The 23,763-nt window shown below is 40.3% G+C and carries 25 protein-coding genes; 12 read left to right on the top strand and 13 right to left on the bottom strand.

What is annotated here, in order from left to right; all coding sequences use genetic code 11:
- Nucleotides 1-145: 145 nt before the first annotated feature.
- Nucleotides 146-964: an ABC transporter permease gene (locus CSV64_RS12815; protein ID WP_483315627.1), complete on the top strand. Its 819-nt coding sequence runs from the start codon at nt 146-148 to the stop codon at nt 962-964.
- Nucleotides 961-2,205 carry a quaternary amine ABC transporter ATP-binding protein gene (locus tag CSV64_RS12820; protein WP_099634979.1) on the top strand — a complete coding sequence of 415 codons (1,245 nt, stop codon included), beginning with the start codon at nt 961-963 and terminating at the stop codon, nt 2,203-2,205. The genes CSV64_RS12815 and CSV64_RS12820 overlap by 4 nt, the downstream gene beginning before the upstream one ends.
- Before the next feature lie 43 nt (nt 2,206-2,248).
- Here CSV64_RS12820 and cobT read toward each other — a convergent pair whose 3' ends face one another.
- Complete coding sequence (cobT, locus tag CSV64_RS12825) at nt 2,249-3,286, bottom strand: nicotinate-nucleotide--dimethylbenzimidazole phosphoribosyltransferase (RefSeq protein ID WP_099634980.1); 1,038 nt, start codon at nt 3,284-3,286, stop codon at nt 2,249-2,251.
- A gap of 188 nt (nt 3,287-3,474) precedes the next feature.
- Between cobT and CSV64_RS12830 the strand changes: the two genes are divergently transcribed.
- Nucleotides 3,475-3,975, top strand: a complete 501-nt coding sequence (locus CSV64_RS12830; RefSeq protein WP_099634981.1) for a ferritin — start codon at nt 3,475-3,477, stop codon at nt 3,973-3,975.
- 13 nt (nt 3,976-3,988) lie between these two features.
- Here CSV64_RS12830 and CSV64_RS12835 read toward each other — a convergent pair whose 3' ends face one another.
- The 5 genes from CSV64_RS12835 to CSV64_RS12850 form a co-directional block, all read right to left on the bottom strand.
- Nucleotides 3,989-4,201 (bottom strand): cysteine-rich CWC family protein, encoded by a 213-nt coding sequence (locus CSV64_RS12835; RefSeq protein WP_099634982.1) that lies wholly within the window; start codon nt 4,199-4,201, stop codon nt 3,989-3,991.
- A 12-nt stretch (nt 4,202-4,213) separates the two neighbouring features.
- Nucleotides 4,214-4,363 carry a hypothetical protein gene (locus tag CSV64_RS16680; RefSeq protein ID WP_158231548.1) on the bottom strand — a complete coding sequence of 50 codons (150 nt, stop codon included), beginning with the start codon at nt 4,361-4,363 and terminating at the stop codon, nt 4,214-4,216.
- Nucleotides 4,364-4,378: 15 nt separating this feature from the next.
- Complete coding sequence (locus CSV64_RS12840) at nt 4,379-5,377, bottom strand: Era-like GTP-binding protein (protein ID WP_099634983.1); 999 nt, start codon at nt 5,375-5,377, stop codon at nt 4,379-4,381.
- A gap of 110 nt (nt 5,378-5,487) precedes the next feature.
- Nucleotides 5,488-6,045 carry a DUF420 domain-containing protein gene (locus CSV64_RS12845; RefSeq protein WP_099634984.1) on the bottom strand — a complete coding sequence of 186 codons (558 nt, stop codon included), beginning with the start codon at nt 6,043-6,045 and terminating at the stop codon, nt 5,488-5,490.
- A gap of 68 nt (nt 6,046-6,113) precedes the next feature.
- The gene (locus CSV64_RS12850; RefSeq protein WP_099634985.1) at nt 6,114-7,004 is read right to left on the bottom strand and encodes a LysR family transcriptional regulator; all 891 of its coding nucleotides are present in this window, start codon (nt 7,002-7,004) and stop codon (nt 6,114-6,116) included.
- A 133-nt stretch (nt 7,005-7,137) separates the two neighbouring features.
- Here CSV64_RS12850 and CSV64_RS12855 point away from each other — a divergent pair, with 133 nt between their 5' ends.
- Both CSV64_RS12855 and CSV64_RS12865 read left to right on the top strand, forming a co-directional pair.
- Complete coding sequence (locus tag CSV64_RS12855) at nt 7,138-8,109, top strand: DMT family transporter (protein WP_099634986.1); 972 nt, start codon at nt 7,138-7,140, stop codon at nt 8,107-8,109.
- Nucleotides 8,110-8,434: 325 nt separating this feature from the next.
- Entirely contained in the window at nt 8,435-8,890 is a 456-nt protein-coding gene (locus CSV64_RS12865; protein WP_099634988.1) for a hypothetical protein, read from the top strand.
- Nucleotides 8,891-8,933: 43 nt separating this feature from the next.
- Here CSV64_RS12865 and CSV64_RS12870 read toward each other — a convergent pair whose 3' ends face one another.
- From CSV64_RS12870 to argC, 5 genes are all read right to left on the bottom strand, one after another.
- Nucleotides 8,934-10,475 carry an NlpC/P60 family protein gene (locus CSV64_RS12870; protein WP_099634989.1) on the bottom strand — a complete coding sequence of 514 codons (1,542 nt, stop codon included), beginning with the start codon at nt 10,473-10,475 and terminating at the stop codon, nt 8,934-8,936.
- 205 nt (nt 10,476-10,680) lie between these two features.
- On the bottom strand, nt 10,681-11,811 hold the full coding sequence (locus CSV64_RS12875; protein ID WP_099634990.1) for an acetylornithine transaminase: 1,131 nt from the start codon (nt 11,809-11,811) through the stop codon (nt 10,681-10,683).
- Nucleotides 11,808-12,587 (bottom strand): acetylglutamate kinase, encoded by a 780-nt coding sequence (gene argB / locus CSV64_RS12880; RefSeq protein ID WP_099634991.1) that lies wholly within the window; start codon nt 12,585-12,587, stop codon nt 11,808-11,810. The genes CSV64_RS12875 and argB overlap by 4 nt, the downstream gene beginning before the upstream one ends.
- Nucleotides 12,550-13,773, bottom strand: coding sequence for a bifunctional glutamate N-acetyltransferase/amino-acid acetyltransferase ArgJ (gene argJ, locus CSV64_RS12885; protein WP_099634992.1), 1,224 nt, complete (start codon nt 13,771-13,773; stop codon nt 12,550-12,552). The genes argB and argJ overlap by 38 nt, the downstream gene beginning before the upstream one ends.
- Before the next feature lie 39 nt (nt 13,774-13,812).
- A complete protein-coding gene (gene argC / locus CSV64_RS12890) occupies nt 13,813-14,847 on the bottom strand; it encodes an N-acetyl-gamma-glutamyl-phosphate reductase (RefSeq protein WP_233190471.1) in 1,035 nt (344 codons plus the stop codon).
- 201 nt (nt 14,848-15,048) lie between these two features.
- Between argC and CSV64_RS12895 the strand changes: the two genes are divergently transcribed.
- Both CSV64_RS12895 and brnQ read left to right on the top strand, forming a co-directional pair.
- A complete protein-coding gene (locus tag CSV64_RS12895) occupies nt 15,049-15,828 on the top strand; it encodes an enoyl-ACP reductase FabI (RefSeq protein WP_099634994.1) in 780 nt (259 codons plus the stop codon).
- Nucleotides 15,829-15,939: 111 nt separating this feature from the next.
- Nucleotides 15,940-17,259 carry a branched-chain amino acid transport system II carrier protein gene (gene brnQ, locus CSV64_RS12900; protein WP_099634995.1) on the top strand — a complete coding sequence of 440 codons (1,320 nt, stop codon included), beginning with the start codon at nt 15,940-15,942 and terminating at the stop codon, nt 17,257-17,259.
- Between the two features lie 41 nt (nt 17,260-17,300).
- Here the strand turns inward: brnQ and argH are convergent, their stop codons facing one another.
- The gene (gene argH / locus CSV64_RS12905) at nt 17,301-18,623 is read right to left on the bottom strand and encodes an argininosuccinate lyase (RefSeq protein ID WP_085426728.1); all 1,323 of its coding nucleotides are present in this window, start codon (nt 18,621-18,623) and stop codon (nt 17,301-17,303) included.
- Nucleotides 18,624-18,932: 309 nt separating this feature from the next.
- Here argH and CSV64_RS12910 point away from each other — a divergent pair, with 309 nt between their 5' ends.
- The 5 genes from CSV64_RS12910 to CSV64_RS12930 all read left to right on the top strand — a co-directional run bounded on the left by CSV64_RS12910 (nt 18,933) and on the right by CSV64_RS12930 (nt 22,169).
- Nucleotides 18,933-19,865 carry a cation diffusion facilitator family transporter gene (locus CSV64_RS12910; RefSeq protein WP_085426729.1) on the top strand — a complete coding sequence of 311 codons (933 nt, stop codon included), beginning with the start codon at nt 18,933-18,935 and terminating at the stop codon, nt 19,863-19,865.
- 5 nt (nt 19,866-19,870) lie between these two features.
- Entirely contained in the window at nt 19,871-20,323 is a 453-nt protein-coding gene (locus tag CSV64_RS12915) for a protoporphyrinogen oxidase (RefSeq protein ID WP_099634996.1), read from the top strand.
- A 59-nt stretch (nt 20,324-20,382) separates the two neighbouring features.
- Nucleotides 20,383-21,258, top strand: a complete 876-nt coding sequence (locus CSV64_RS12920) for a TRM11 family SAM-dependent methyltransferase (RefSeq protein WP_233190472.1) — start codon at nt 20,383-20,385, stop codon at nt 21,256-21,258.
- A gap of 91 nt (nt 21,259-21,349) precedes the next feature.
- On the top strand, nt 21,350-21,772 hold the full coding sequence (locus CSV64_RS12925; protein ID WP_099634998.1) for a hypothetical protein: 423 nt from the start codon (nt 21,350-21,352) through the stop codon (nt 21,770-21,772).
- 193 nt (nt 21,773-21,965) lie between these two features.
- On the top strand, nt 21,966-22,169 hold the full coding sequence (locus tag CSV64_RS12930; protein WP_085426733.1) for a hypothetical protein: 204 nt from the start codon (nt 21,966-21,968) through the stop codon (nt 22,167-22,169).
- A gap of 193 nt (nt 22,170-22,362) precedes the next feature.
- On the opposite strand, the gene CSV64_RS12935 is transcribed toward CSV64_RS12930, so the two are convergent.
- A complete protein-coding gene (locus tag CSV64_RS12935; RefSeq protein ID WP_099635018.1) occupies nt 22,363-23,730 on the bottom strand; it encodes a leucyl aminopeptidase family protein in 1,368 nt (455 codons plus the stop codon).
- Nucleotides 23,731-23,763 lie beyond the last annotated feature (33 nt).

Genomic DNA, 23,763 nt, shown 5'->3' on the forward strand with positions numbered 1-23,763 from the left:
AGATTTACGGGGTGGACGCTTTCCGCTCCACCCTTTTTAATTTGCACTAATACTAAAAGTAGAGAAAGAGAGGGACAAGCTAGTACGTCCTAGCTTACTGCCTATGAATGAATTCCCTAACGTCAGAATACCTATAGGAGATTATGTGGAGAAGTTTATTGATTTTCTTGCAATGAACTTTGGTTGGTTATTTGATTTTATCTTCACTATTGCTTCCACTACTATCCGAACGATTGAAACCGCTTTACTCGCAACACCTTGGTGGGCCATTATGATTATTGTTTTCCTACTTGGTTGGTATTTAAATTCCATTTTAAATGGTATCATGTTTGCCGCCTTTATCTTTTTGATTGGTTCCTTTAATTTATGGGAAGATACGATGACAACAGTTGCTATTATCGTCATTTCTGTTGTTCTATCCCTAGCAATCGGTATTCCAGTCGGTATCTTGATGGCATTTAGTAAAACTTTCTCTGTCATCATGCGTCCTCTATTGGATGCTATGCAGACGATGCCTACTTTTGTCTACTTGATACCTGTAATATTCTTCTTCCCTCTTGGGAACGTTCCTGCAATTATTGCGACCATCATTTACGCCTTACCACCAGTTATCCGTCTAACAGAACTCGGTATTCGAAATGTTGATTCTGAAGTGATTGAGTCAGCAGAATCATTCGGTTCTTCTCGAAATCAAATGTTGATGAAAGTACAATTACCACAGGCACTGCCTACTATGATGGCAGGAATTAACCAAACCACGATGATGGCTTTATCCATGGCCGTTGTTGGTTCTATGGTTGGTGCTCACGGTTTGGGTGAACGTGTACTATTCTCGATTAACCAAATCAATATTTCACTAGGATTCGAAGCGGGTATCAGTATCGTGTTCTTAGCGATTATTATTGACCGTTTAACAAATGGAGTGGCAAACCGCCTACAAAGTACAGGGAGGAGATCAGCATGACCGTAAAACTTAAAGTAGAAAATGTCACTAAGATCTTTGGTCCTCGCCCTAAGAAAATCATTCCAATGATTGAAAAAGGGGCTTCTAAGCGGGAAATCCTTGAAAAGACTGGACATACTGTAGGTGTCTATAACGCCAATATGGAAATCATGGAAGGTGAAACTTTCGTAATTATGGGCCTATCCGGAAGTGGTAAATCAACACTGATCCGTTGCTTCAACTTATTAAACAAGCCTACGTCAGGCGCAATCTATGTAGATGGTGAGAATATTGTCAAATATAATAAAGAACAACTGAAATTCTTCCGTCAGAAGAAAATCGCAATGGTTTTCCAGCACTTTGGATTATTCAGCCATAGAACGGTTATAGAAAACATTGAATACGGTCTGGAAATCCGCGGTTTATCAAAAAGTGAACGCCGCGATATAGCACAAAAGCATATCGATACGGTTGGCCTGAAAGGATATGAAAATCAGTATCCTGATGAATTATCAGGCGGTATGCGTCAACGTGTAGGTATTGCCCGTGCTTTGACGAATGATCCTGATATTCTTTTAATGGACGAGCCATTCAGTGCGCTTGATCCGCTCATTCGCAGAGAGATGCAAATGGAACTTTTAGATATCCAGACACGCCTCCAAAAAACTATCATCTTCATCACGCATGATGTCAACGAAGCATTCCGTATCGGTGACCGCGTGGCGGTTATGAAGGATGGTCACGTAGAGCAAATCGGTACACCGGAAGAGTTGTTAGAAACACCCGCAAACGATTATATTATTGACTTTACTCGTGAAATTGACCGTTCGAAAGTGTTACAAGCAATGAATATTATGTCAAAACCATTAAGTGTCATGAACGGCAAAGATGGTTTGCATGTAGCGATTAAGAATATGGAAGAGCACGGCATTTCCAGTGTCTTCATTACAAATCGCGAACGACAGTTGCTTGGATTGGTAACAATTGACGGTGCGATCGAAGGTGTCAAAAACAAAAAAACATTAGAAGAAGTGATGACAACCGATGTATTGACCGCTACTCCGGAGGAATATGTTCAAGATATTATTCCACGTGTACTGGATTCTAAATATCCACTTGTCGTTATAGATGAAACGAACCGTATTGAAGGTATTATTTTACGGGTTCATGTACTCTCAAGCATTATTAGCAACTCCGCTGAAGAAGAGGAAGACGAGGAAATACTGATTACTCCTATTGAAACAGTTAATGTAACTAAATAACCAAAAGGGAAGAATGGGCTACTGCCCATTCTTCCCTTTTTTATTAATTCTTTCCGGAAACACCAGCACTTTCAAAGGTTGCCATTTCATTGACCATTAATACAGCTGATTGAATGATACTGAACGCAACTGCCGCCCCAGTGCCTTCTCCTAGACGCATAGACAAGGACAATATAGGTTCTTTTTCTAAGTATTGAAATGCTTTTTGGTGTCCAGGTTCCATCGATTGATGACCAAGCAACATATATCCAGCTGCGCCTTTGCTTATGGTCTCCGCTGCACAAGCTGCCGCAGTGGAGATAAAGCCATCTAAGATAATGGGAACGCGTTTAGAAGCTGCCGCAAGCATCGCCCCTACCATGGCTACCAACTCTAGACCGCCGACCTTACGTAGCACATCATAGCCGTCTAAAGGATTAGGTTGATGAAGAGCTAGTGCCTCCCGAACTACTTTAATTTTATGAAGATGTTGATCAGACGATATTCCTGTTCCGTAACCAACTAGTTCTGCTGGATCTAGTCCTGTTATAGCCGCCACTACAGCACTGCTTGTCGTTGTATTACCGATTCCAACTTCCCCTACTACTAGGCAATCCACACCTTTTTCAAACAATGCTATCGCTTCTTCATAGCCAATCGTCAGTGCCTTTTCCACTTCTTCCTGGGTCATCGCCTCGGTGCGTAAGAAGTTCTCTGACCCTTGTCGAATCTTCCGGTCTTTCACCGGTTCTGGAAATGAGTCCCCTATTACACCCACGTCAACCAATGAAAACTCTGCTTGTTGCTGTCTGCTGAATACATTGATTGCCGCGCCACCTACCGCCATATTCTCTACCATTTGACGTGTAACAAGTTGCGGAAATGCGGAAATCCCTTCTTCTACAATTCCGTGATCTGCTGCGAATACCACTACACCTAATTGATTAATGCTAGGTATTTTTCGACCTTGTATCTCAGCCAATGTAATCACAATTTCTTCAAGTTTCCCTAAACTTCCAACAGGTTTCGTCAGTGTATCTACATATGCCTTCGCTTCCACTCCAGCTGATGTGTTTAATGCAGGGATCGTATACTGTTTCAAGTGATGACCTTCTTTCTTAAATATGTATAAGTATTCTTCTAGTTCTCTTTTAAGTATATCAGTAGACTATAATGTGTATCCAATTAAATATCTAGTATGCAAAGAATGTCGTTTAAAGGTATACTGAAGTTAGCGGATATGGCACACATTACGCTAGTTACATTACTATCAGAAAAGGGGCGATCCACATGATTAGTGAAAAATTAGCACAAGCGTTGAATGAACAAATGAACAATGAATTCGCCGCAGCACAAACCTACTTATCCATGGCATCTTACTGTGAATATCGCAATTACAACGGATTTGCGCACTTCTTTCTACAACAAGTAGAAGAGGAGCGTCATCACGCAATGAAAATTTATACTTATTTGAATGATCGTGGGATTCGTGCGATTATTACAGAAACACCTGCACCAGCTACTTCTTTTGATAACTTAGTACACACGTTTGAAGTGGCATTATTACAAGAAAAAGAAGTAACAAAATCATTTTATCAAATCATGGATATGGCATGGGAAGAAAAAGAGCACGCAACGATTTCTTTCTTGAATTGGTTCCTTGACGAGCAAGTAGAAGAGGAAGCGACATTCGATAGACATATCGAGTATTTAAAGCGTATCCGTGAAGATAAAAACGCACTGTTCATATACGAGAAAGAAATTTCTACACGTTCATTCGAAGCCGAATAAAAAAACAGGCAAGTTAGCGGTCCATAGACCTCTTGCTTGCCTGTTCTATTTCCGTGATATGGTTCAAACACGTTTCACATATACACTGTTTGTGTAGTTCTTCTTTTGGTATTTGTCGAAACACTTCTTCCGGAAAGTGCTTCTTAGTACACCAGCAACGCTCATCACTCGCGATTGTAGTACCACACAAGTTATTCCCCCTGCAAATCGGACATTCGCTTTTCATATATTCCCCTTTCTACAACCGATGCTTGTCCAACTCGGCCGTATTTTTCTTCTCTAACTCTTCTACACGATCTTCTAATTCCTTATTTCGTTTCATACTTTCCATTGAATACAAACCTGCTAGTAAAGCGACCACAAATGTTGCGTAGTTAAACCACTCCATACATTCCGCCCCTTTTTACTTTTGTTTTTTCAAATATATTTCATATACTTTTTTCAATGTGTCAGGTGTGAGTTCCATATTATTTTCATACATGTATTTCACTGCAAAACCTAGCGCCACCGTCATAGATCCGGCCACACTTGCGGCAACGACCATTCCCGCACCTGGAATCACTTTAACAATTTGACGGAAAGCCGTTTTTCCAACATTCCCTACTATGGTTGCTATAATAAGCTCTTTGGCATGGTCTTTCGTAATCGGTTTTCCATATAATGTAGACAACTTCAACATGAGGCCCACTTGCAATGTTGTCAACGGGATAAAGTCAGCACCCGGAATGGGAACTGCTCCAATTGCAGCAGCTGATGCACCGGCTGCGAGAATCCATCGTTTGGCAATGGACGATTTATCAGCCATGTTTGCTGCGAGTAAAAGATCTTTATTGGTATCTTTTAATTGCTGAAGAATTTCTTTTTGCAGAAATTCCATTTGCTCCCCTGTCATTGACGAGATAGGAATAACTGGATAGGCAAACCCAGTATGCTCCAAAACATAGTTCAATAAACTCGGAATATCATCAGCTGCATCTATTTTATTTAGCACGAGAATGATTTTCTTGTTAAGCGTGGCTATTTTATTCAATGATTTTAGTTCCGTATCTGACAATACCGTACCCGCAGCATTCAAGAAGAAAAGAATCACATCTGCTTGATTATAAAATTTTAGCGTCTCATTTGAATGTTCTTGATAAATATCATCAAGTCCTGGTGTATCAACAAACAGTATATTATCTGTGTAATAAAATTTTTTAACTTCCTTCGTTTCCCCAGGTTGCGCTCCCACTTCCGCTACATCTTTTTGCATCAGACGGTTTAGTGTGGACGACTTCCCCGCATTGACGTCCCCTACCAATGCAATAAGGATTTCCTTTTTTAATTGCTCATTGATTAGATCAGATTCTTGTTTAAACACTTCATCAAATGATTCATCTGACATGAAATTCGGTGTTTTCATTGTAGCACTTCCCTCTGTTAAATTTGATTATTCTGACTACCTTATTGTGAAAAAGAGCATCAGTCATTCACTCTCTTTTGACTGATGCCCTACGCTATTTATCTAATTACTTAATAGTACGGTGAAATCAAGATATACACAAGTACTCCGGTGAAACTAACATATAACCAAATAGGCATCGTCCAGCGTGCAATTTTGCGGTGACGCGGGATCTCCATATTCCATGCTCTTGCGACACTTGTTAATGCTAATGGAACGATTGCAGCTGCTAGCACAATGTGTGAGAACAGGATGAAGTAATAGAATCCTGCTAAGAAACCACTACCGCCAAATGGTGTAGACTCCGATAAAAAGTGATATGCGACATACGTCACTAAAAATAGAGCGGTTGTGCTAAACGCTGCATAGATAAAGCGTTCATGCAGTTTGATATTCTTTTTCAAAATCGCCACTAATGCACAGACGAGAAATATGAAAGTGAAACTGTTAAATATGGCATTCAATAGAGGTAAGATTGTAATATCGAATGCTGTGAAATTCTCTACACCCGGCATGCCTGCCAAGATGCCAATTGCACCGATGAGAATGACCGAAATAATGATAATCGCCGGACGGTAATTCCGTTTTTTGAAATTTGCAGGCGGTGTTGTTTGATTCGTATAGTTCATCTAGTAGCACTCCTAATTCTATATTCATAACTACCTTATATCGTATCATACGTAACACGCTATGCAGGTCAAATTTGTGTCGATTTTTGAAATTGCTCATCTGCTTCTTCTCTGAATTCATCAATAACTTTTATAAACTTGGCAATAGTAGGTGTCAAATAGGAATCTGCACGTCGTACAAAAACCGTTTTAATTTGGCTGTATTTTGGCGGCAGATGATAGCAATAAACTAACCCCTGATCTAACAGGTGGGAAACTGTTGATCTTGGAACGAATGTCACACCTAATCCTGCTGCTACACTTCCAAGGATCGTCTCCAATGTTCCGAACTCCATCATTTTCGTTGGCTTAAATTGCTCATCTTCAAGCCATGACTCTAGGCGTGCCCGATAACCACAACCCTTTCTAAAACAAAGGATTGGCTCATCTTTAATATCGTCAATGGATTGGAACGGTTTACTCGAAAGTAGCACGAGCTCTTCTTCGAGCACATCATGTACAGCTAGGTCAGGATGCATCGTACCTTCCGATATGAAAGCCCCGTCAAGTTGATGGTGAAGAACCTTAAACTGCAACCCTTCTGTTACACCTGTCAATAATGAAATATCGACTTGTTTATATTTCTTATTATATCTCGATAAAATAATCGGCAATTTGATGACAGTTTCTACAGAGCCTAGCTCGAGCTTTCCTGAAGGCTCTTTGTCATTCTGCACAACTTTTCTCATTTCATTAGTTAGCGATAAAATTTTCTCACTATAGATGAGAAGACGTTTCCCCTCTGGCGTCAAGATCATCCCCCGGTTATGTCTATTAAACAATGGCGTCTTTAGTTCAGCTTCGAGCTTCTGTATACGGGATGTGATATTTGACTGTACATAGCTTAATTCTTTCGCTGCCGCCGTGATTGTTCCCTTCTCTGCGACCATCTGGAATATCTCTAAGTCTTTAAATTCCATAGTTAGCCTCCTAGTAAAGTACTGTTATTTATATGATATCAATAAAATTGATAGTAGTCATCATTATTATTCGTTTTACGTGATGTCCAATATGGTGTTTACTAGAGATAGTACTTCAAGGAGGTTGCGTCTGTTGAAAAATAAAATTATCTGGGGAGCGTTTCTATGCTTTATAGCCAGTGTGTCATGGGGTGCAATGTTCCCAGTTGCCAATAGCGCGTTCAAAAATATCGACCCATTTTATTTCACATTAATTCGTTACGTTTCGGTAACACTACTACTTGTCGGCATACTATGGTTTAAAGAAGGAAAGGAAGCTTTTCGATTTGAAAAGAGAGGCTTATCGCTTTGGTTCTTCGGAACGATGGCATTCGTTGTCTATAACCTCTTTATTTTCTGGGGGCAAGACTTAATGGGACAACCTGGAACAATGGTTGCGTCCATTTCAGAGGCTATGATGCCGATGATTTCTATTGTTATTGTATGGATGATTAGTAGACACAAACCGCATGGCTTCACGCTGACTTGTGTATTTACTGCATTTGTCGGTGTAATGCTCGTGATCACAAAAGGTGACTTACGCACCTTCTTCACAGCAACAGATGACATCGTCCCTTCATTACTGATCTTCATAGCGGTAATCGGCTGGGTCATTTATACAATGGGTGGAAATCGATTTAGTGAATGGTCCGCATTGCGTTATTCTACTTTGAGCTGTTTACTTGGTACATTAACTGCATGTATAGTGGTATTCTTCGTAACGTTGACAGGTTATATTTCTGTCCCAACTGTAGAAACATTACAAGTGGTAACACCGCACATGTTGTTTATGATTGTATTCCCAGGTATTATCGCGTTAGTAGGTTGGAATGTTGGCGTACGTATCTTGTCTCCATTAAATGGTTTGTTGTTTATCAATTTCGTGCCGGTGACCACACTGGTGATTTCCTATATACAAGGATATCAGTTAACTATTTTTGATTATATTGGTACGGTATTTATCATCGCGGCGCTATTAGGAAATAACATATTCCTTCGTATTCAGCAAAAACGCAAAGATGAAGCCCGTCAATATAAAAAACATAGTATGCAACCTAGTGTATAATTCTACGTTAGAAATCTACTATATTAATTGAAACATAAAAACAAAGACACATTCCAAAAGTTTGGAATGTGTCTTTGTTTATTTGATGCGAAACTTTAAATCCCATATTCGTTCTATCTAAAGGCACAATAATTTTCATAATAGTTCCCCTTGTGTTATTCATGAAATATTGGAACTTTTTATATTTATATCCTACTTTACTCATTCTATTTTTACAGTAGTATTTCCTCTTTAATATGATCATTTAAGTTGAGTTAATTGATTTATCTAACATAAGCTTTTACACTGTCAACACATGAAATAAGATAAACAGGAGTGAATGTATATGAAAAAATGGTGGCTTTTACCTGCACTCGCTGTATTTTTGGTTGCGTGCAGTAACGATCAGGAAGCAAAACCTGTAGAAGATAAAGACATCTCAGTTGATGAGATAGAGCCTGAGGAAGAATCAGCAGAACTTGAAGGTACTAAACCTGCCGACACTAAAGCTCCTCAGGAAGAAGCACCTGTAGAAGATGTGCCTGGTGAAGAACCAAAAGCCTCATACGAACCTTCTAATTCTAACTTGTTAGGACATGAAGAAGCTGAAGTGTTAGCAGAGCATATTCCGATGAATGAGTTAATAGCACAAGTGGAAGTGGATAATCAGAACAAACGTATCATCCTGTATGAAAATGAAAGCGGACAAAAGGTATATAAGAGTATCTTCATAAAAGAAGATAATTATTTAAAAGTTATTGATTTGAATGACGATAATATATTGTATGAAGGAAACTTGTAATATAGATGAAAAACGCACAGACATCAGTTGTCTGTGCGCTTTTTCATTTTAAATATCTTCTAGCTGAAACATACTCTGACTTATACGGTTCCACTGTCATTGGGATGATTTCCACAGTACGCTTAGGGTTTGGCGCATGGATCATTTGACCGTTCCCTGCGTACATCCCTACATGATGAATGATTCCTTTACCTTTATTATAAGCAAAGAACATTAAGTCACCGGGTTGTAGATCGTTTTTCTGTATTAACGTTCCGTTCAATGCTTGCACAGATGCATCACGCGGTATATCAATTCCATGCTGACGATAGACCGAGTATGTGAATCCGGAACAATCTAGGCCAAATCCTGAAGTACCTGCCCATAAATACGGTAATCCATCGAAGAGCTTGGCTGTATCCATGATTTGCTGGGTTGTAGGCTTTGGCATGACACCATCCGCTCCTACTATTTTCACTGAACTTTTATCCACGTACTTCACTCCGTCAGCAGGTGTCTGGACAGCAAGTTTATTATCCATAACATCCATGATCGGCAATGTCGTGTTGAAGCTAATTGAACGATGAGGTTGTTTACCGTTTTTATCCATCGTAAGTGTAGCTGATTTCGTCGTCACCATGGCTGTGTCGCATGTTGCATAGTTAGGATATACTGCCGTTAGATGATTCTTCGGCATCCATCCTGGGTAGCCTGCTGCGTTTTTTGGGGAGCTTTGATCTGTTACAACCACTTGAACCCAGTCCCCTTTTGTTTGCAGGACTTTAACTGTTTGACCATATAGTGCTTGGGTTTCTAATTTACCTACTAGCCATTGTTTTTCACGTAAACTCATTGTAGCAATCCATTTCGTGATATCAGGTGTTTTGTTTGTAGCATAAGCATCTACTGTTCGCGACTTTCCTGGCTCTTTCCAAAGTGTCGTAACAGGTACATTGACTGTTTGAACGGGAGTGTTATTCGGCTTGTAACAGGCAGGTTGCTCTCTGAAGTCCGGCTCAAGAATTCGTGCCAGAAATACTGCAAAGTGTCCACGAGTTAACGTTTGATTTGGCTTAAACGTGTTATCCAAATAACCTGTCGTAATGGCATTTACAGATAGTTTTTGTATGTCGGATAACCCCCAATACGTTGTAGGTACATCACGAAATCGATACGTCGATTTGCCTGTCAGATTGAATGCGCGAACGAATACCGCCGCCATCTGCCCACGTTTCAAATTACCATACGGTTGAAATTCTTTTTTCTCATTGCCCATGAAAATACCTTCATCAACCATTGTGGCAATGAGTGCGTAGTGTGGATGAGACAACTTTACATCCGACAGTTTTGCATCTGGTCTATTATCTACAGGGATTTTCAGCGCACGTTGGATCATACCTGAAGCTTCGAGGCGTGTGATCGGTTCGTTTACACGGTATTTAGTGTTTGGTTTTTCTATGATGATTTCTTTTTCAACTAGATAGTGTATTTCATCAGCTGCCGAGTGCTGAGGTCGCACATCTTGGAAGACGTTGGCAAGTGAGGTGGTGGGGATTGCATATAGGACCAGCATTATAGTTAGTGCTATTGCATATATCTGTTTCAAGTCTAGGACACTTCCATTCTTTTAGGTAGTTTTGCCTTAACTATACCTGAGCGATAATTCTTTGTATAGAAAGAATTCAAATAAGTGTAACTGAGCTTAACTTATACCCACGCAAAAAAAGAGATCTCCCTGAAGTGTTGAGACTTCATGGAGATCTTTTGTTTACTGAATAGCAGTTCGCAGACTACTTTAATTCAATTTGCTATTACGTTAATATATTCTTTAATATCGCTATCGCTTGGTCAATTTCTTCTTTTGAAACTGTCAGTGGTGGTAATAGACGGATGACATTCGTTCCCGCAGGTACAAGTAGTAATCCTTGTTTTTCGGCCTCTTGGATAAATGGAGCGATTTCTTTAGTTGAATGAACCCCAACTAATAAACCTTTTCCGCGAATCGAATACTTATCTTTTGGAAGTTCTGACTGAAGTTGTTGCTTCAGATACGTAGATTTTTCTTGAACATCCTTTAAGAATGCAGGATCAAATATATGATCGACTACTGTTTGAGCAACTGAAACGGCTAAAGGATTTCCACCAAAAGTTGTACCATGTGTACCAGGTCCGAATGTATGGAACAGCTCTTCACCAGCTAGCAATGCACCAATAGGGAAGCCGCCACCAAGGCCTTTAGCCAATGAGACGATATTAGGTTTTAGTGCAGTTTGCTCGTAGGCATAACGTGTTCCTGTCCGTCCAATCCCTGTCTGTACTTCATCGATAATGAGAAGGATATTATGTTCATTACATGCAGCCATAACCGCTTCAGCGAAAGCCGGTTCGATAGTGTTAACTCCACCTTCCGCTTGGATGACTTCCAGCATGATAGCAGCCACGTTATCGTTAGTCGCTTGTTTCAAAGCTTCGACATCATTAAATGGCAACGCTTCAAAACTTTCAAGCATCGGACCAAATCCTTGTTGAATTTTATCCTGCCCCGTGGCAGCCATCGCGCCAAAAGTCCGCCCATGGAATGACTGTTTAAACGATAAAATATGGTGCTTGCCTGTATGTTTACGCGCTAATTTAATCGCCGCTTCATTCGCTTCGGCACCACTGTTACAAAACAATGCATAGGATAGATCCGTACCTTTTGTTAATGATTCAGCTAGTTTTTCCTGTTCTGGACTTTCAAATAGATTGGAAGTATGCCATAGCTTTTCGCTTTGTTCTTGCAATGCCTTAACGATTGCAGGATGAGCATGTCCTAAACTGACGACCGCGATGCCGCTAGTAAAGTCTAAATAATCCTTCCCTTTATCGTCTGTCACTACGGTCCCCTGTCCTTTTACGAGATGTACCGCACGTCTTGCGTAGTTATTGAATAAATACGTCACACAATTGCCTCCTCATTGGTAATGACCGTGCCTTTTAATTCCTGACAGACGATTTGTACAGATGGAATACCCGCTTCTAGACAATCAATTGCCGCCATGACTTTCGGAATCATTCCTCCGTAGATATCTTCTGTTTTAATCCAGCCATAAATAGCTTGCGGTTGCACTTCTGTCTGGGGCTGATCTTGAATCCGGATTCCAGATGTATCTGTCACCAATAATAAACTTTCGGCTTCGACAGCTAATGCTATTCGACTTGCGACTGTATCCGCGTTAACGTTCAATGGATCTCCAGATACGGTTGCACCGATACACGAAATAACTGGAATTATTCCTGCATCCAAAAGCGTATCTACAACTTCTGTTTTAACGGTTTTAATCTCTCCCACATAACCATACGTTTCAAAATCAAGTACATCACACGTAAATAAGTTCGCATCGAATCCACTTAATCCAACCGCTTTGACCCCTTCGCTATTGAAGCGATGAACGAGCGCTGGATTCACTTGGCCAATTATGATCGACTGGACGATGTCGATTGCTTCAGCACACGTAACACGGAACCCTTTAACAACAGTCGAAGTGACTCCACGATTTTCAAGCTCTTGATTAATGTTTGGTCCCCCACCATGAACAATAATTACTTGAACACCATCTTGCTGTAATTTTTTCACACCCTGGAAAAAATTATCACTCAATTCGTCTAGCATACTGCCACCTAGTTTAATAACCTGTCTTTTACGTACGATATGTTGCGTTGATTTGGACGTAGTCATAAGTAAGATCGCACCCCCATGCCATTCCTTGACCAGCTCCCTGGTTTAGTTCTATTGCAAATTTCACTTCATGCTGTTTAAGATAAATCAACAATTTCTCTTCTGAAAATGGAATAGGTTCCCCACCTTCTACTACTACTGTATCGCCGATATAGATTTTGATATCTTCAGGATCTATTGTGGCACCGCTATATCCGATGGCTGCAATAATTCTTCCCCAGTTGGCGTCACAACCAAATACCGCCGTCTTGACAAGCGGTGAGCCTACTACAGATTTTGCGATTTGACGTGCTTGTTCATCCGAAACTGCACCTGTCACTTTCGCTTCGATCAATTTAGTAGCACCTTCCCCATCTTTAGCAATCATTTTCGCTAAATCACGTGATACAGCATGCAATGCATCGACGAAAGATTGCCATTCGGGATGATCTGGAGTTAATGAGTGGTTACCCGCTAGTCCGTTTGCCATAACAAGTACCATATCATTCGTTGATGTATCACCATCTACCGTAATAGAGTTGAATGTCACATCTGTAATTTCTTTTAACGCTGTTTGTAAATGTTCAGATTCGATATTGGCATCGGTTGTGATGAAGCCAAGCATTGTCGCCATATTCGGTTCAATCATTCCTGAACCTTTTGCAACACCCGCTACCACGACTTCACGATCATCGATCACCGTTGCATAGGCAGTATTTTTCGTTACGGTATCTGTAGTTAAAATCGCTTGTGAAAATTGAATGGAACCTTCTAATGTGTCCATCGGTTGAAGCTTTTCAATACCGGATAGTAAAGGGACCATATTCATTTGTTCACCGATCACACCTGTAGAAGCAATGCCTACAAGATTGGAATCGATTCCTAAGTGCACAGCGGTTTTTTGTTGCATAGTCATTGCATCTTGCATACCTTGCTTACCTGTACATGCATTCGCGTTACCGGAGTTTATGACAATCGCCTGCATCTTTTGCGTTTCATATACGACTTTTTTTGTGACTTGAAGTGGAGCCGCTTGGATTACATTCGTTGTGAAGACACCCGCAACACTCGCTGGGACTTCGCTGACTAGTAGAGCCAAATCATTTTTCTTATGTTTTAGCCCACAGTGGATGCCGACTGCCTTGAATCCTTTTGGTGAGATAATATTTTTACGCGAGATGCGCTTCATGCTTTCGATGGTTTCCATAGTAGTGCTCCCCTCAATTCTTGTGTTCAAATTAATAGTTCAAATCCATAATGGAATAATATCGATCCCTGTTTTTTCAGGTAGACCATATTGAATATTCATATTTTGTATAGCTTGTCCAGCGGCGCCTTTCACCACATTATCAATGACTGCTATAATCGTTGCTTGATTCGTTCGTGGATCCACCTTGACATGGATATCGCAATAGTTGGAGCCATACACCTGTTTCGTACTGACCTTTTGTACGTCTGTCAAAATACGAACGAACGGACTATCTTTATATGTTTCATGCAAGCAACTTCTAAGCTGTTCTTCCGTAACTTGTCCATTCACTTCCGCATAGCTCGTCGTCATGATACCTCTTGTCATAGGAACAAGATGCGTTGTGAACGTAATAGGTTTAGGTTGATCAGCAAATATATTCATTGCCTGTTCAATTTCCGGTATATGCTGATGTTGATGAATCTTATATATAGAGAAATTTTCATTCGTTTCACTGAAATGGGTCGCTTGGCTTGGCTTGTTGCCTGCACCAGATATACCACTTTTTGCATCAATAATTAATCGGCTACCGTCAATTAAATTATTTTTCAATAACGGCAGTAAAGATAGAAGAACCGCTGTCGGGTAACATCCTGGGTTCGCAATTATTTCTGCATCCGCAATGTCCGGTTTATTCCATTCTGGAAGTCCGTATACACTTTTCTCCAAGTGTTCAAGTAGTGGTGCATCCTTTTGATACCACTGCTCAAAAGCCGCTTGATCTTTCAGTCTAAAATCTCCCGATAAGTCGATCAATTTAGCACCTGCTCCCACCAATGGAGGAAGTAACGTAGTTGTAACGCCAGCTGGTGTACTGAAAAAAACTGTGTCCAACTTGCTAATATGTTCAGGTTCTATAGCCTTCATCGGCTGATCGTGAATATTCACAAGATGTGGATATTTTTGAGAAAAGACCGTTCCCACTTCTGAGGAAGTGAATAAATCTATCTGTTCAATTTCCGGATGGTTTTGCAGCAACCGTATCAACTCTAGGCCACCATATCCAGACGCTCCTACGATTCCAACCTTCAACGCCCTCACCTCTTTATTCATTAAAGACAAGTATACGGATGTATAATTATAAAGTCAACTGTATTTTTATTTATTGACAGTCTATTTATAAATTCTCTTTTCGTTCTTATATAGAAAATCTATAACTTCCTCTTCACTATATGTTATTATTATGGAGAGTATAATATGATCAAATGAATAAGAAACTTTCAGGAGGCTATTATGGTAGACTTATTAAAATTATCCGGTAAAAACATTGTGATTATGGGTGTGGCAAATGAACGTAGTATTGGTTGGGGAGTCGCAAAAGCATTATTCTCCGTTGGTGCGAATGTCATTTTTACATACCGTAAAGATCGCTCTCGTGATAAATTAGAAAAAGCTTTAGCTAAAAGTGAATTTACAGCCACACAAATTGTACAGTGTGATGTGAATAGTGATGAGAGCATAGAGCAAGCTTTCAAATCGATTGGCGAACACGTTGGTGTTATTCATGGCGTAGTTCACTCCATCGCATTTGCACATCAACAAGACTTGCATAATCCATTCGTGGAAACGACTCGTGAAGGATATGCATTCGCACAAGATTCTAGTGCATATTCATTGGTAGCGGCAGCACGTGAAGCCCGTCATTATATGACAGAAGGTGGAGCGATCATTACGATGAGTTATTTAGGAGCGGAACGAGTTCTTGAAGGCTATAACGTAATGGGTGTTGCAAAAGCAGCTCTTGAAGCTTCTGTACGCTACTTAGCATCTGAGCTAGGTGAACAAAATATCCGTGTCAATGCAATCTCTGCCGGAGCGGTTCGTACATTGTCCGCAAAAGGTGTTCCTTCCTTTAATACCATCCTTAGTCAAATTGAGGAACGCGCGCCACTAAAACGTAATGTCAAACCTGAAGAAGTTTCAGATATGACTGTGGCGATGCTAAGTAGTTTATCGAGTGGTGTGACAGGTGAAGTTATCTATGTAGATGCTGGCTACCACATTATGGGGTAATCTTATTAAGGATTCTCTTAGGAGAATCCTTTTTTATGAGCTCTTTCCACAAAAATACAATTAATTATCGAAATACATACACTTTTCAAAGTACTTCAGGAGGAATTTCAAATGAATAGATTTACCAAATTCGATACGTTCAAATTGGGGCTGACGATGTTTGCTCTCTTTTTTGGTGCTGGAAATATGATTTTCCCACCGCTGCTAGGTCAACTAGCAGGAACACAAACATGGATCACGCTGGCTGGTTTTTTAATTACAGGAGTCGGCCTTCCCTATCTTGGCATAATTGCAGTCACTATGAGTGGCAATCAATTAAATGATTTAGCTGGAAAAGCATCACCTGTATTCGCCATGATATTTCCATTAGTTATATATTTAGCACTTGGACCGTTCTTCGGTGTTCCGCGTACAGCGACTGTTTCATTCGAAATAGCCGTTTCACCATTTGTACCGGATTCGTATTCTAGGTTAGCATTGGTGCTCTTCTCCATTATATTTTTTGCGGTGACGATTTGGCTCTCATTTAAGCCGAATAAAATAGTCGATCGCTTCGGAAGTATTTTAACTCCGATATTGCTAGCTATCGTAACGTTCATTGTCGTGACGGGTATTATTAATCCCGTAGGCAAAGCGGGCGTGCCACAAGGATCTTATGCAGAAGATTATTTTTACAAAGGATTTATTGAAGGATACGGAACAATGGACGCAATGGCAGCGCTAGTCTTCGCTATTATCGTCATTAATGCCGTGAAGGCGAAAGGTATTACAGATAGAAAAGCGATTACTTCCATTACGATGAAAGCAGGATCTATCGCAGTTATCGGGCTGAGTTTCGTCTATGCTGGATTAGCCTATTTAGGGATGACAAGCCGCTCTGTAGCGGAAGGCGCAACGAACGGCGGAGATATTTTAGCAAAACTTGCGTATGCCTTGATGGGTAATAACGGTTTATACTTACTTGGGCTTGCAGTAACACTAGCTTGCTTAACGACTTCGGTTGGATTGACGACTGCAAGTGCTACCTATCTTTCTAAAATCGCTCCTAAGATTTCTTATAAAGCGTTCGTCTTTATTATTTGTTTGTTTTCTACGATAGTCGCGAATGTCGGCCTCACGCAGTTGCTTGCAGTGATGATTCCAGTACTAGGTGGAGTATATCCTCTAGCCATTGTCTTAATTACCTTTAGATTGTTACACCCGTTATTTAAAGGCTATCATGAAGTATATAATTACGGTTTACTAGCAGCAGGTCTTATTGGATTCTTTGATGTGTTACGAGCATTCAATATCGATCTGGTACCGGTTACATATATATTGGAATTCTTACCTTTATATGAGCAAGGCGTTGGATGGATGTTGCCTGCAGTTATGTTTGGTGCAATAGGTTTTATTGTCGCTTCCATTCAAGGTAAGCCTCGCGTTGAATAGTAAAAAGCCTGCAGACATTCCGCAGGCTTTTTATATGCTTATTACATTTCTTTCATCAATCCCTTATTCCCTTTTGTAATAATGGATTCATAATCGATGTATTCGTAGATGTCTTCTTCCATGTGGTCGCTGAAGTTTTTGAGTTCGCCTACTGTCAGGTCCTCGATCGCTTTATTTTCCTGTTCACAATAAATGATGATTTTACCGACGATTTCATGCGCGTCGCGGAATGGCGTACCTTTTGCGACTAAATAGTCCGCTACTTCTGTCGCATTCAAGAATCCACCTTTAATTGCAGCTTTCATATGCTCTGCATTGACTTGTAGAGTGTCGATCATTTTAGACATAATTTCTAAGCAGTCAAGAACAGTATCCAATGCATCAAAGAATTGTTCTTTGTCTTCCTGCATGTCTTTATTATATGTTAATGGCAAACCCTTTAACGTCGTCAGTAAAGCGAATAAAGAACCATAAACTCGGCCAGTTTTACCACGGATCAGTTCTGCCGCATCTGGATTTTTCTTCTGAGGCATTATACTACTTCCTGTTGAGTAAGCATCTGAAATCGTGATAAAGCGGAACTCTTGGCTACTCCAAAGAATAAGCTCTTCACTCAATCTACTCATGTGCATCATGATTAACGAGAAGTCGGACATCAATTCTATTAAATAGTCACGATCGCTGACACCGTCTAGAAAGTTATCTACCGGCTTATCGAACCCTAGTAATGAGGTCGTCACTTGGCGATCAATATCATGCGTCGTACCGGCAAGTGCACCACAGCCAAGTGGATTTTCATTCAAAATCTCGGCCGCATTTTGCACACGTTTTTTATCGCGTTTGAACATTTGTGCATAAGCACCTAGATGATGTCCGAAAGTGACGACCTGCGCGCGTTGCAAATGTGTGTAGCCCGGCATAATAACGTTGTTTGCTCTTCCCTTTGCTTCAAGTGAATCAATTAAGACTTGCAGCGCATCCATGACGACAGAAGTTTGATTTCTAGCATACTGTCTCATATCGACTGCTACTTGATCGTTTCGGCTGCGGGCTGTATGCAATTTCTTACCCGTCTCCCCTACTCGCTCTGTGAGATTCATTTCAATAAACGAATGAATATCTTCATAATTGCCTTCGATTTGCAATTCACCCGATTCGATATCCGCCAAAATCGACTGCAAACCATCCACTAGCAATTCACCTTCTTCAGGTGACAATAAATCTGAATGAACTTGCATCGTTACGTGTGCGATACTACCTGCGATATCCTCTCTATATAAACGATAATCAACAGGTAAAGAGCTATTAAATTTCTCCATGATTTCATCTGCTTTACTACTAAAACGACCGCCCCAAAGCTTCATTATTCATCAAACCTCTCAATTCGTATTTTTATACGTATCATTGTATAGAAATTATGTTCATCATGATCTTGTATCTTTTCTATTCTTTTATTTTGACACAGTAGACGACATTTTTCTACTCTGAGTGATGTAGTACATTCTTGCATAAACCGTATAGCTATGGGATAATGATTGAACTACAAATGAATGAGTGATGACAATGAGAAACTTTGTCCCAATCCAACAATTAAAATCATGTATGACCTCGCCCAAATTAAGCGAGGTTTTTTTGTTGCTTCGAGGAAACACTGTTAGAGGAGGGAAACATTTATGACCATTCAAGTACGTGAGCATTCCACTTCTGCGATTATGGCTATCTGGATCAGTTTATTGAGTAATGTGATCTTGACTATATTAAAACTGGTCGTCGGATTTGTTTTCAGAAGTCCGGTTTTACTTGCGGATGGCTTTCACAACGCAGGTGATGTGGTAGCTTCTGCAGCCGCACTGACTTCCATGCAAATTTCAAAACGTCCTGCTGATGAAGATCATCCATATGGACACGGCAAAGCGGAAGTCATTGGTTCAAGCATAGTCGCTATTATTTTAGGGTTAGCTGCAATCTATATTGCTTTCGAAGCGATCATGGCATTATTTGAAGATCCTGCAACAGCAAGTAGGATCGCCTTACTCACCGCGTTCGTGTCATTAATTTGGAAGTATATACTCTATATTTATACAATACGTATAGGTAAAGCAGAAAACAGTAAAGGGCTAATTGCGACGGCATATGACCACTTAGCTGATGTTTATGCTTCACTTGCTGCAGTAGTAGGTATTGGACTTGCTTTAATCGGAGATGCTTACGAATGGCCGCTACTCACGTATGGAGATCCCATCGCGGGTATTATTGTCTCTATTCTGGTCTTTAAAATCGCTATGGAGATCGGTAAAGAAAGTATTGATATATTGATGGAAAAAAGCGTCTGTGATGAGCGTTTAATCGCGTTTGAAGAATTGATTCATTCCATTCCGGAAGTAAAACGAATTGATCGCTTGCGCGCAAGAGAACATGGACATTATGTATTGGTTGATATTCGAATCGGTATTAATGGTGATTTGACGATACAAGAAGGCCATATTATCTCGAGTAGATTACGTAATTTGATCATGGCGAAAAATGAAGACGTGGATGAAGTATTAATTCACTTAAATCCGTGGTATCCCGAAAAACAATCCGGTATACTTACTAACGAGGAGTGAATAAAATGAGTACAGTAACAATCAAAACAATAGAAGTATGTGTAAAGGAAACAGAGGAAACCGTACGCTTTGCAGATGAGCGTTTTTTACAAGAACCCATCTCTTATTTGAAATCTAATATAGCTGAATTTCTTTTTGTCGAGTCCCCTGACTTCGATGAGATCAAAGTGGATTCGCTGGCACTTGAAGTAGATGACATGTTCAAAACGTATATGGCATTATTTGGTTTGCAAGGTAAGAAAAAAGAAGGCGAAACTATTCGTACATTTATTGAGGAAAAACTTCAGCATAATCTACATGGCTTTAGTATTTCTTTTTCCGACAATGAAGGCTTCTGGGAATTAAATATTCCGCTTGATTCTCTCAAAGGGTTTGATGAGACGATGCCTATTCAAGATGCACTACAACTTCTGTTTGAAGTACTTGGCGATTTGCATAAAATGAGAGCAAATAACTAATGGCTTCGCAATTTATATATACGTATATTCGGCACCGCGATGAAAAGGAATTATGTCGAATGGAAATGCGAGCGTTTTTCGGTTATGACGTAGAAGACAACGTGATTATAAGTGATATTGGCGTTGATCCGTCACGAAGCCCGTTCATACAAACTCGACTCGAAATCTTACTGGATGCAGACAGTTTAGAAATGCTGGCAGACAAAGCTTCTAAGCTGGAGACCGATCAATTATTTAAGACCGTCTGCTTGAATGATATGACGCTATCAACGACAGCTAAAATTGGTCATGACACGCGTCGTGAAATTGAGCGTACGATTGGATTGCAGATCAAAGGCGAGCCTGAACTTGACCATCCTGAAGTATTCATTGGGATTATGCAATTAGACGGTCGTTGGTACGCAGGAAATGTGCTTTACAGTTCTTCTGACTGGCATGTTCACCAGCAGAAGCCCCATATGTATTCCACTGCGCTTGGTACACGTCTCGCTAGAGCTGCCGTCAATATTGCAGTACCGCACCCTGAAGGGAAACGCGTCATCGATCCTTGCTGTGGGATCGGCACTGTCCTTGTTGAAGCATTATCTATGGGAATCCCTATTGAAGGTCGCGATATTAATCCGCTTGTCGTCTATGGCTCAAGGAAAAACATCGACTACTTCAATTTAGAAGGCAATGTCACAATAGGTCCAATTGCTGAAGTTGACGAAGAATACGATGTGGCTATTATCGATATGCCGTATAATTTATTTACGCATATTACAGCAGATGGCCAACTCGAAATTTTGAAAGAAGCTCGACGTTTTGCCAAAAGCTGTTTAATTATTACGATTGAAAATATGGATGAAATGCTCGAAATTGCTGGATTTGAGATAGCGGATCGTTGCCTTGCACATAAAGGTACGTTTTCGCGTGAAGTTGTCCTATGTAAATAATGAAAGACGAGTGAGTTTTTCTCTCACTCGTCTTTTTCATTGTGTATAACTATTTTCTGAAATATGATAAAGACAGATTGGAGGTACGATTATGAAACGTTTTATATCAGCAATTATAGCCGTTATCTTATTCGCAATTATTTATTCAGCCATTTCCTATGTACCTGAATCACAGCGCGAACCGAATACCTATTATTTTGGGTACGCTGAAACAATGGTATTTGTCATGTTATACGCAGGGCCTATCTTTTTACTGATTGGAATTCCGCTATCTATCATGATTGATAAATTAATGAAAAATAAAAAGTCGCAGTATGTAAAGAAGCTAGTTTTCTATTCAGTGGCTGGTCTTCTAATTGGTGCATTATTCCCTCTGATTCTACTGCCCGGACTGAATTCCGTGTCGCTGATTGTCTTATATGCCGGTATTGGTCTCATGGCAGCAAATATTTATTTTCACACATTACTCTTATTGCCTCCACGTAATAACATTTCAATAAATAAGGAGACATAATACGATTCGTTTACGTATACAAAAACAGTAAAGAAAATGCAATAGTTTCTACTGACTTGGATATCCTACTTATATTTTTTATTGGAAGAGTGTGAATTTTGTAAAATAGGGGAAACAAAAGTATCAGAGCATTTATTTATCACGTCATTCTTTTTTACAGTGAGCTCTTATTACTATCCAAGGAGTGAAGTCTATGTTTATTAGTATTATGAAGCTTTTGAGTGTCCTCTATCTATGGACATGGTTCGTCTGGCCGTTCGTTTTTGTTATTTCTATAATTTATGCGATTAAGGAGCTCGTGCAGGAAGAACCTGCATTTATGAAGCCGGCCATTATTGCGTCGGTATCCTTGCTAATCATCCTCTCAGGAATCGCATCCCCTGCTTTGTTTTTATGAGTCTTTGAAAAGAAGCGATCGAAGTTATGGTTTTATGACTTCGATCACTTTTTTGTTCTTATTTTTTGATATGGAAAATGTGCATCAACTGGAGTTTCCATCCCCACGCAAACACTATTTAGTGCTCCTCTTCCAATACTCCCAACCAACACAAAAAAAGGATGCCCAGTTAGGACATCCTTTTAAATAGTACTTATTTAGTCAATGACACCGTATAATCCGCAAGCAAACGTGCTCCGTAGCCCGTTGCTGACTTCGTATAATACCCCTTTGACTTCTGCTTATCCATAACGCCGGCCATGTCGACATGCAACCAGTTGTTCTTCGGTGCGAACTTACGCAAGAAGAGACCAGCTGTGATCGAACCTGCCACAGTTAGAGAACTCATATTGTTGCAATCTGCATAGGCGCTATCAAGTGTTTCTTCATACTCATCAATTAAAGGAAGTGGCCAAACGAAGTCACCGTTTTGATCGCCAATTTTCTTCATTTTATTAGACAACTCTTCATCACCAAACACTCCGCCTACTTCCGTACCAAGCGCTGCCACAACTGCGCCAGTCAATGTAGCGATATCCACAGTGTAGTCTGCGTTTAATTCACCTGCGCGAATCAATCCGTCTGCTAAAATCAAACGGCCTTCTGCATCGGTATTACCGACTTGTACGCTAATACCATTCTTGTATTGAATCACTTCGCCCGGCATAACAGCATCAGGTCCAGGTGTATTCTCAACCATTGGAATCAGCACGACGACATTCACTTTGGCATCTGAATGAGCTAGAAGTGATAAAGCACCGCTTACAGCAGCTGATCCGCCCATATCCATACGCATATCACTGTCATCACGTCCGCCTTTCAAGCTAATACCGCCTGAATCATACGTTACGCCTTTTCCGACAAGAGCAACAAGTGGTTTTGATGCATCCGTCTGCAAAGTCATCTCTACGAATGAAGGCTCATATTTACTACCGCGGCATACCGTTAATACACCATTCATTTCGCGTTCTTCAATTTCTTTTTTACCAAGAACATCGACTTTCACTTTTGTCCCTTTGAAATGATCTTTTAATACTTCTGGGTATGTCTCTGGATTGAGCACATCGGAAAGTTCATTCATTAAGTCACGAGAAAATGCCATAGCTGCTGCACGCACTTCTCCTGATTTGACTGCGGCTTTGTCTGCGCCTTTAACATCTAACGTAGTGACAGGATCCGCTTTTTTAGATTGATAGCGGTCAAAGTTATAGGCACCAAGATGCCATCCTTCGACGAAAGCTGTGACTGCTTCATCTTGAGACGACCACTTATGTCCTAGCTGATCTGCTTGAATCGAAGCAGAATCTACTTTTTGTGCCGCAAGACTGCGAGAAATTTCACCTGCAATACTGCGAATTGCATCTGCTGTTTTCCATTCTTTATCTTTTATAACGACTAACTGTTTTCCATCATGTACAAACGTGGAAAATCCTCCAGCTTGATTGTCGACAAATTGTTTCACCAACAGGTTCTTCGTTATTTGTGCATCAGTTGCGAATAAAATTTCTACATTAATTTTCATAGTCATAATAGCTCCCTTCACTATTTCGGTTTC

Source organism: Sporosarcina sp. P32b, from assembly GCF_002743335.1.
In the GTDB taxonomy this organism is placed as follows: domain Bacteria; phylum Bacillota; class Bacilli; order Bacillales_A; family Planococcaceae; genus Sporosarcina.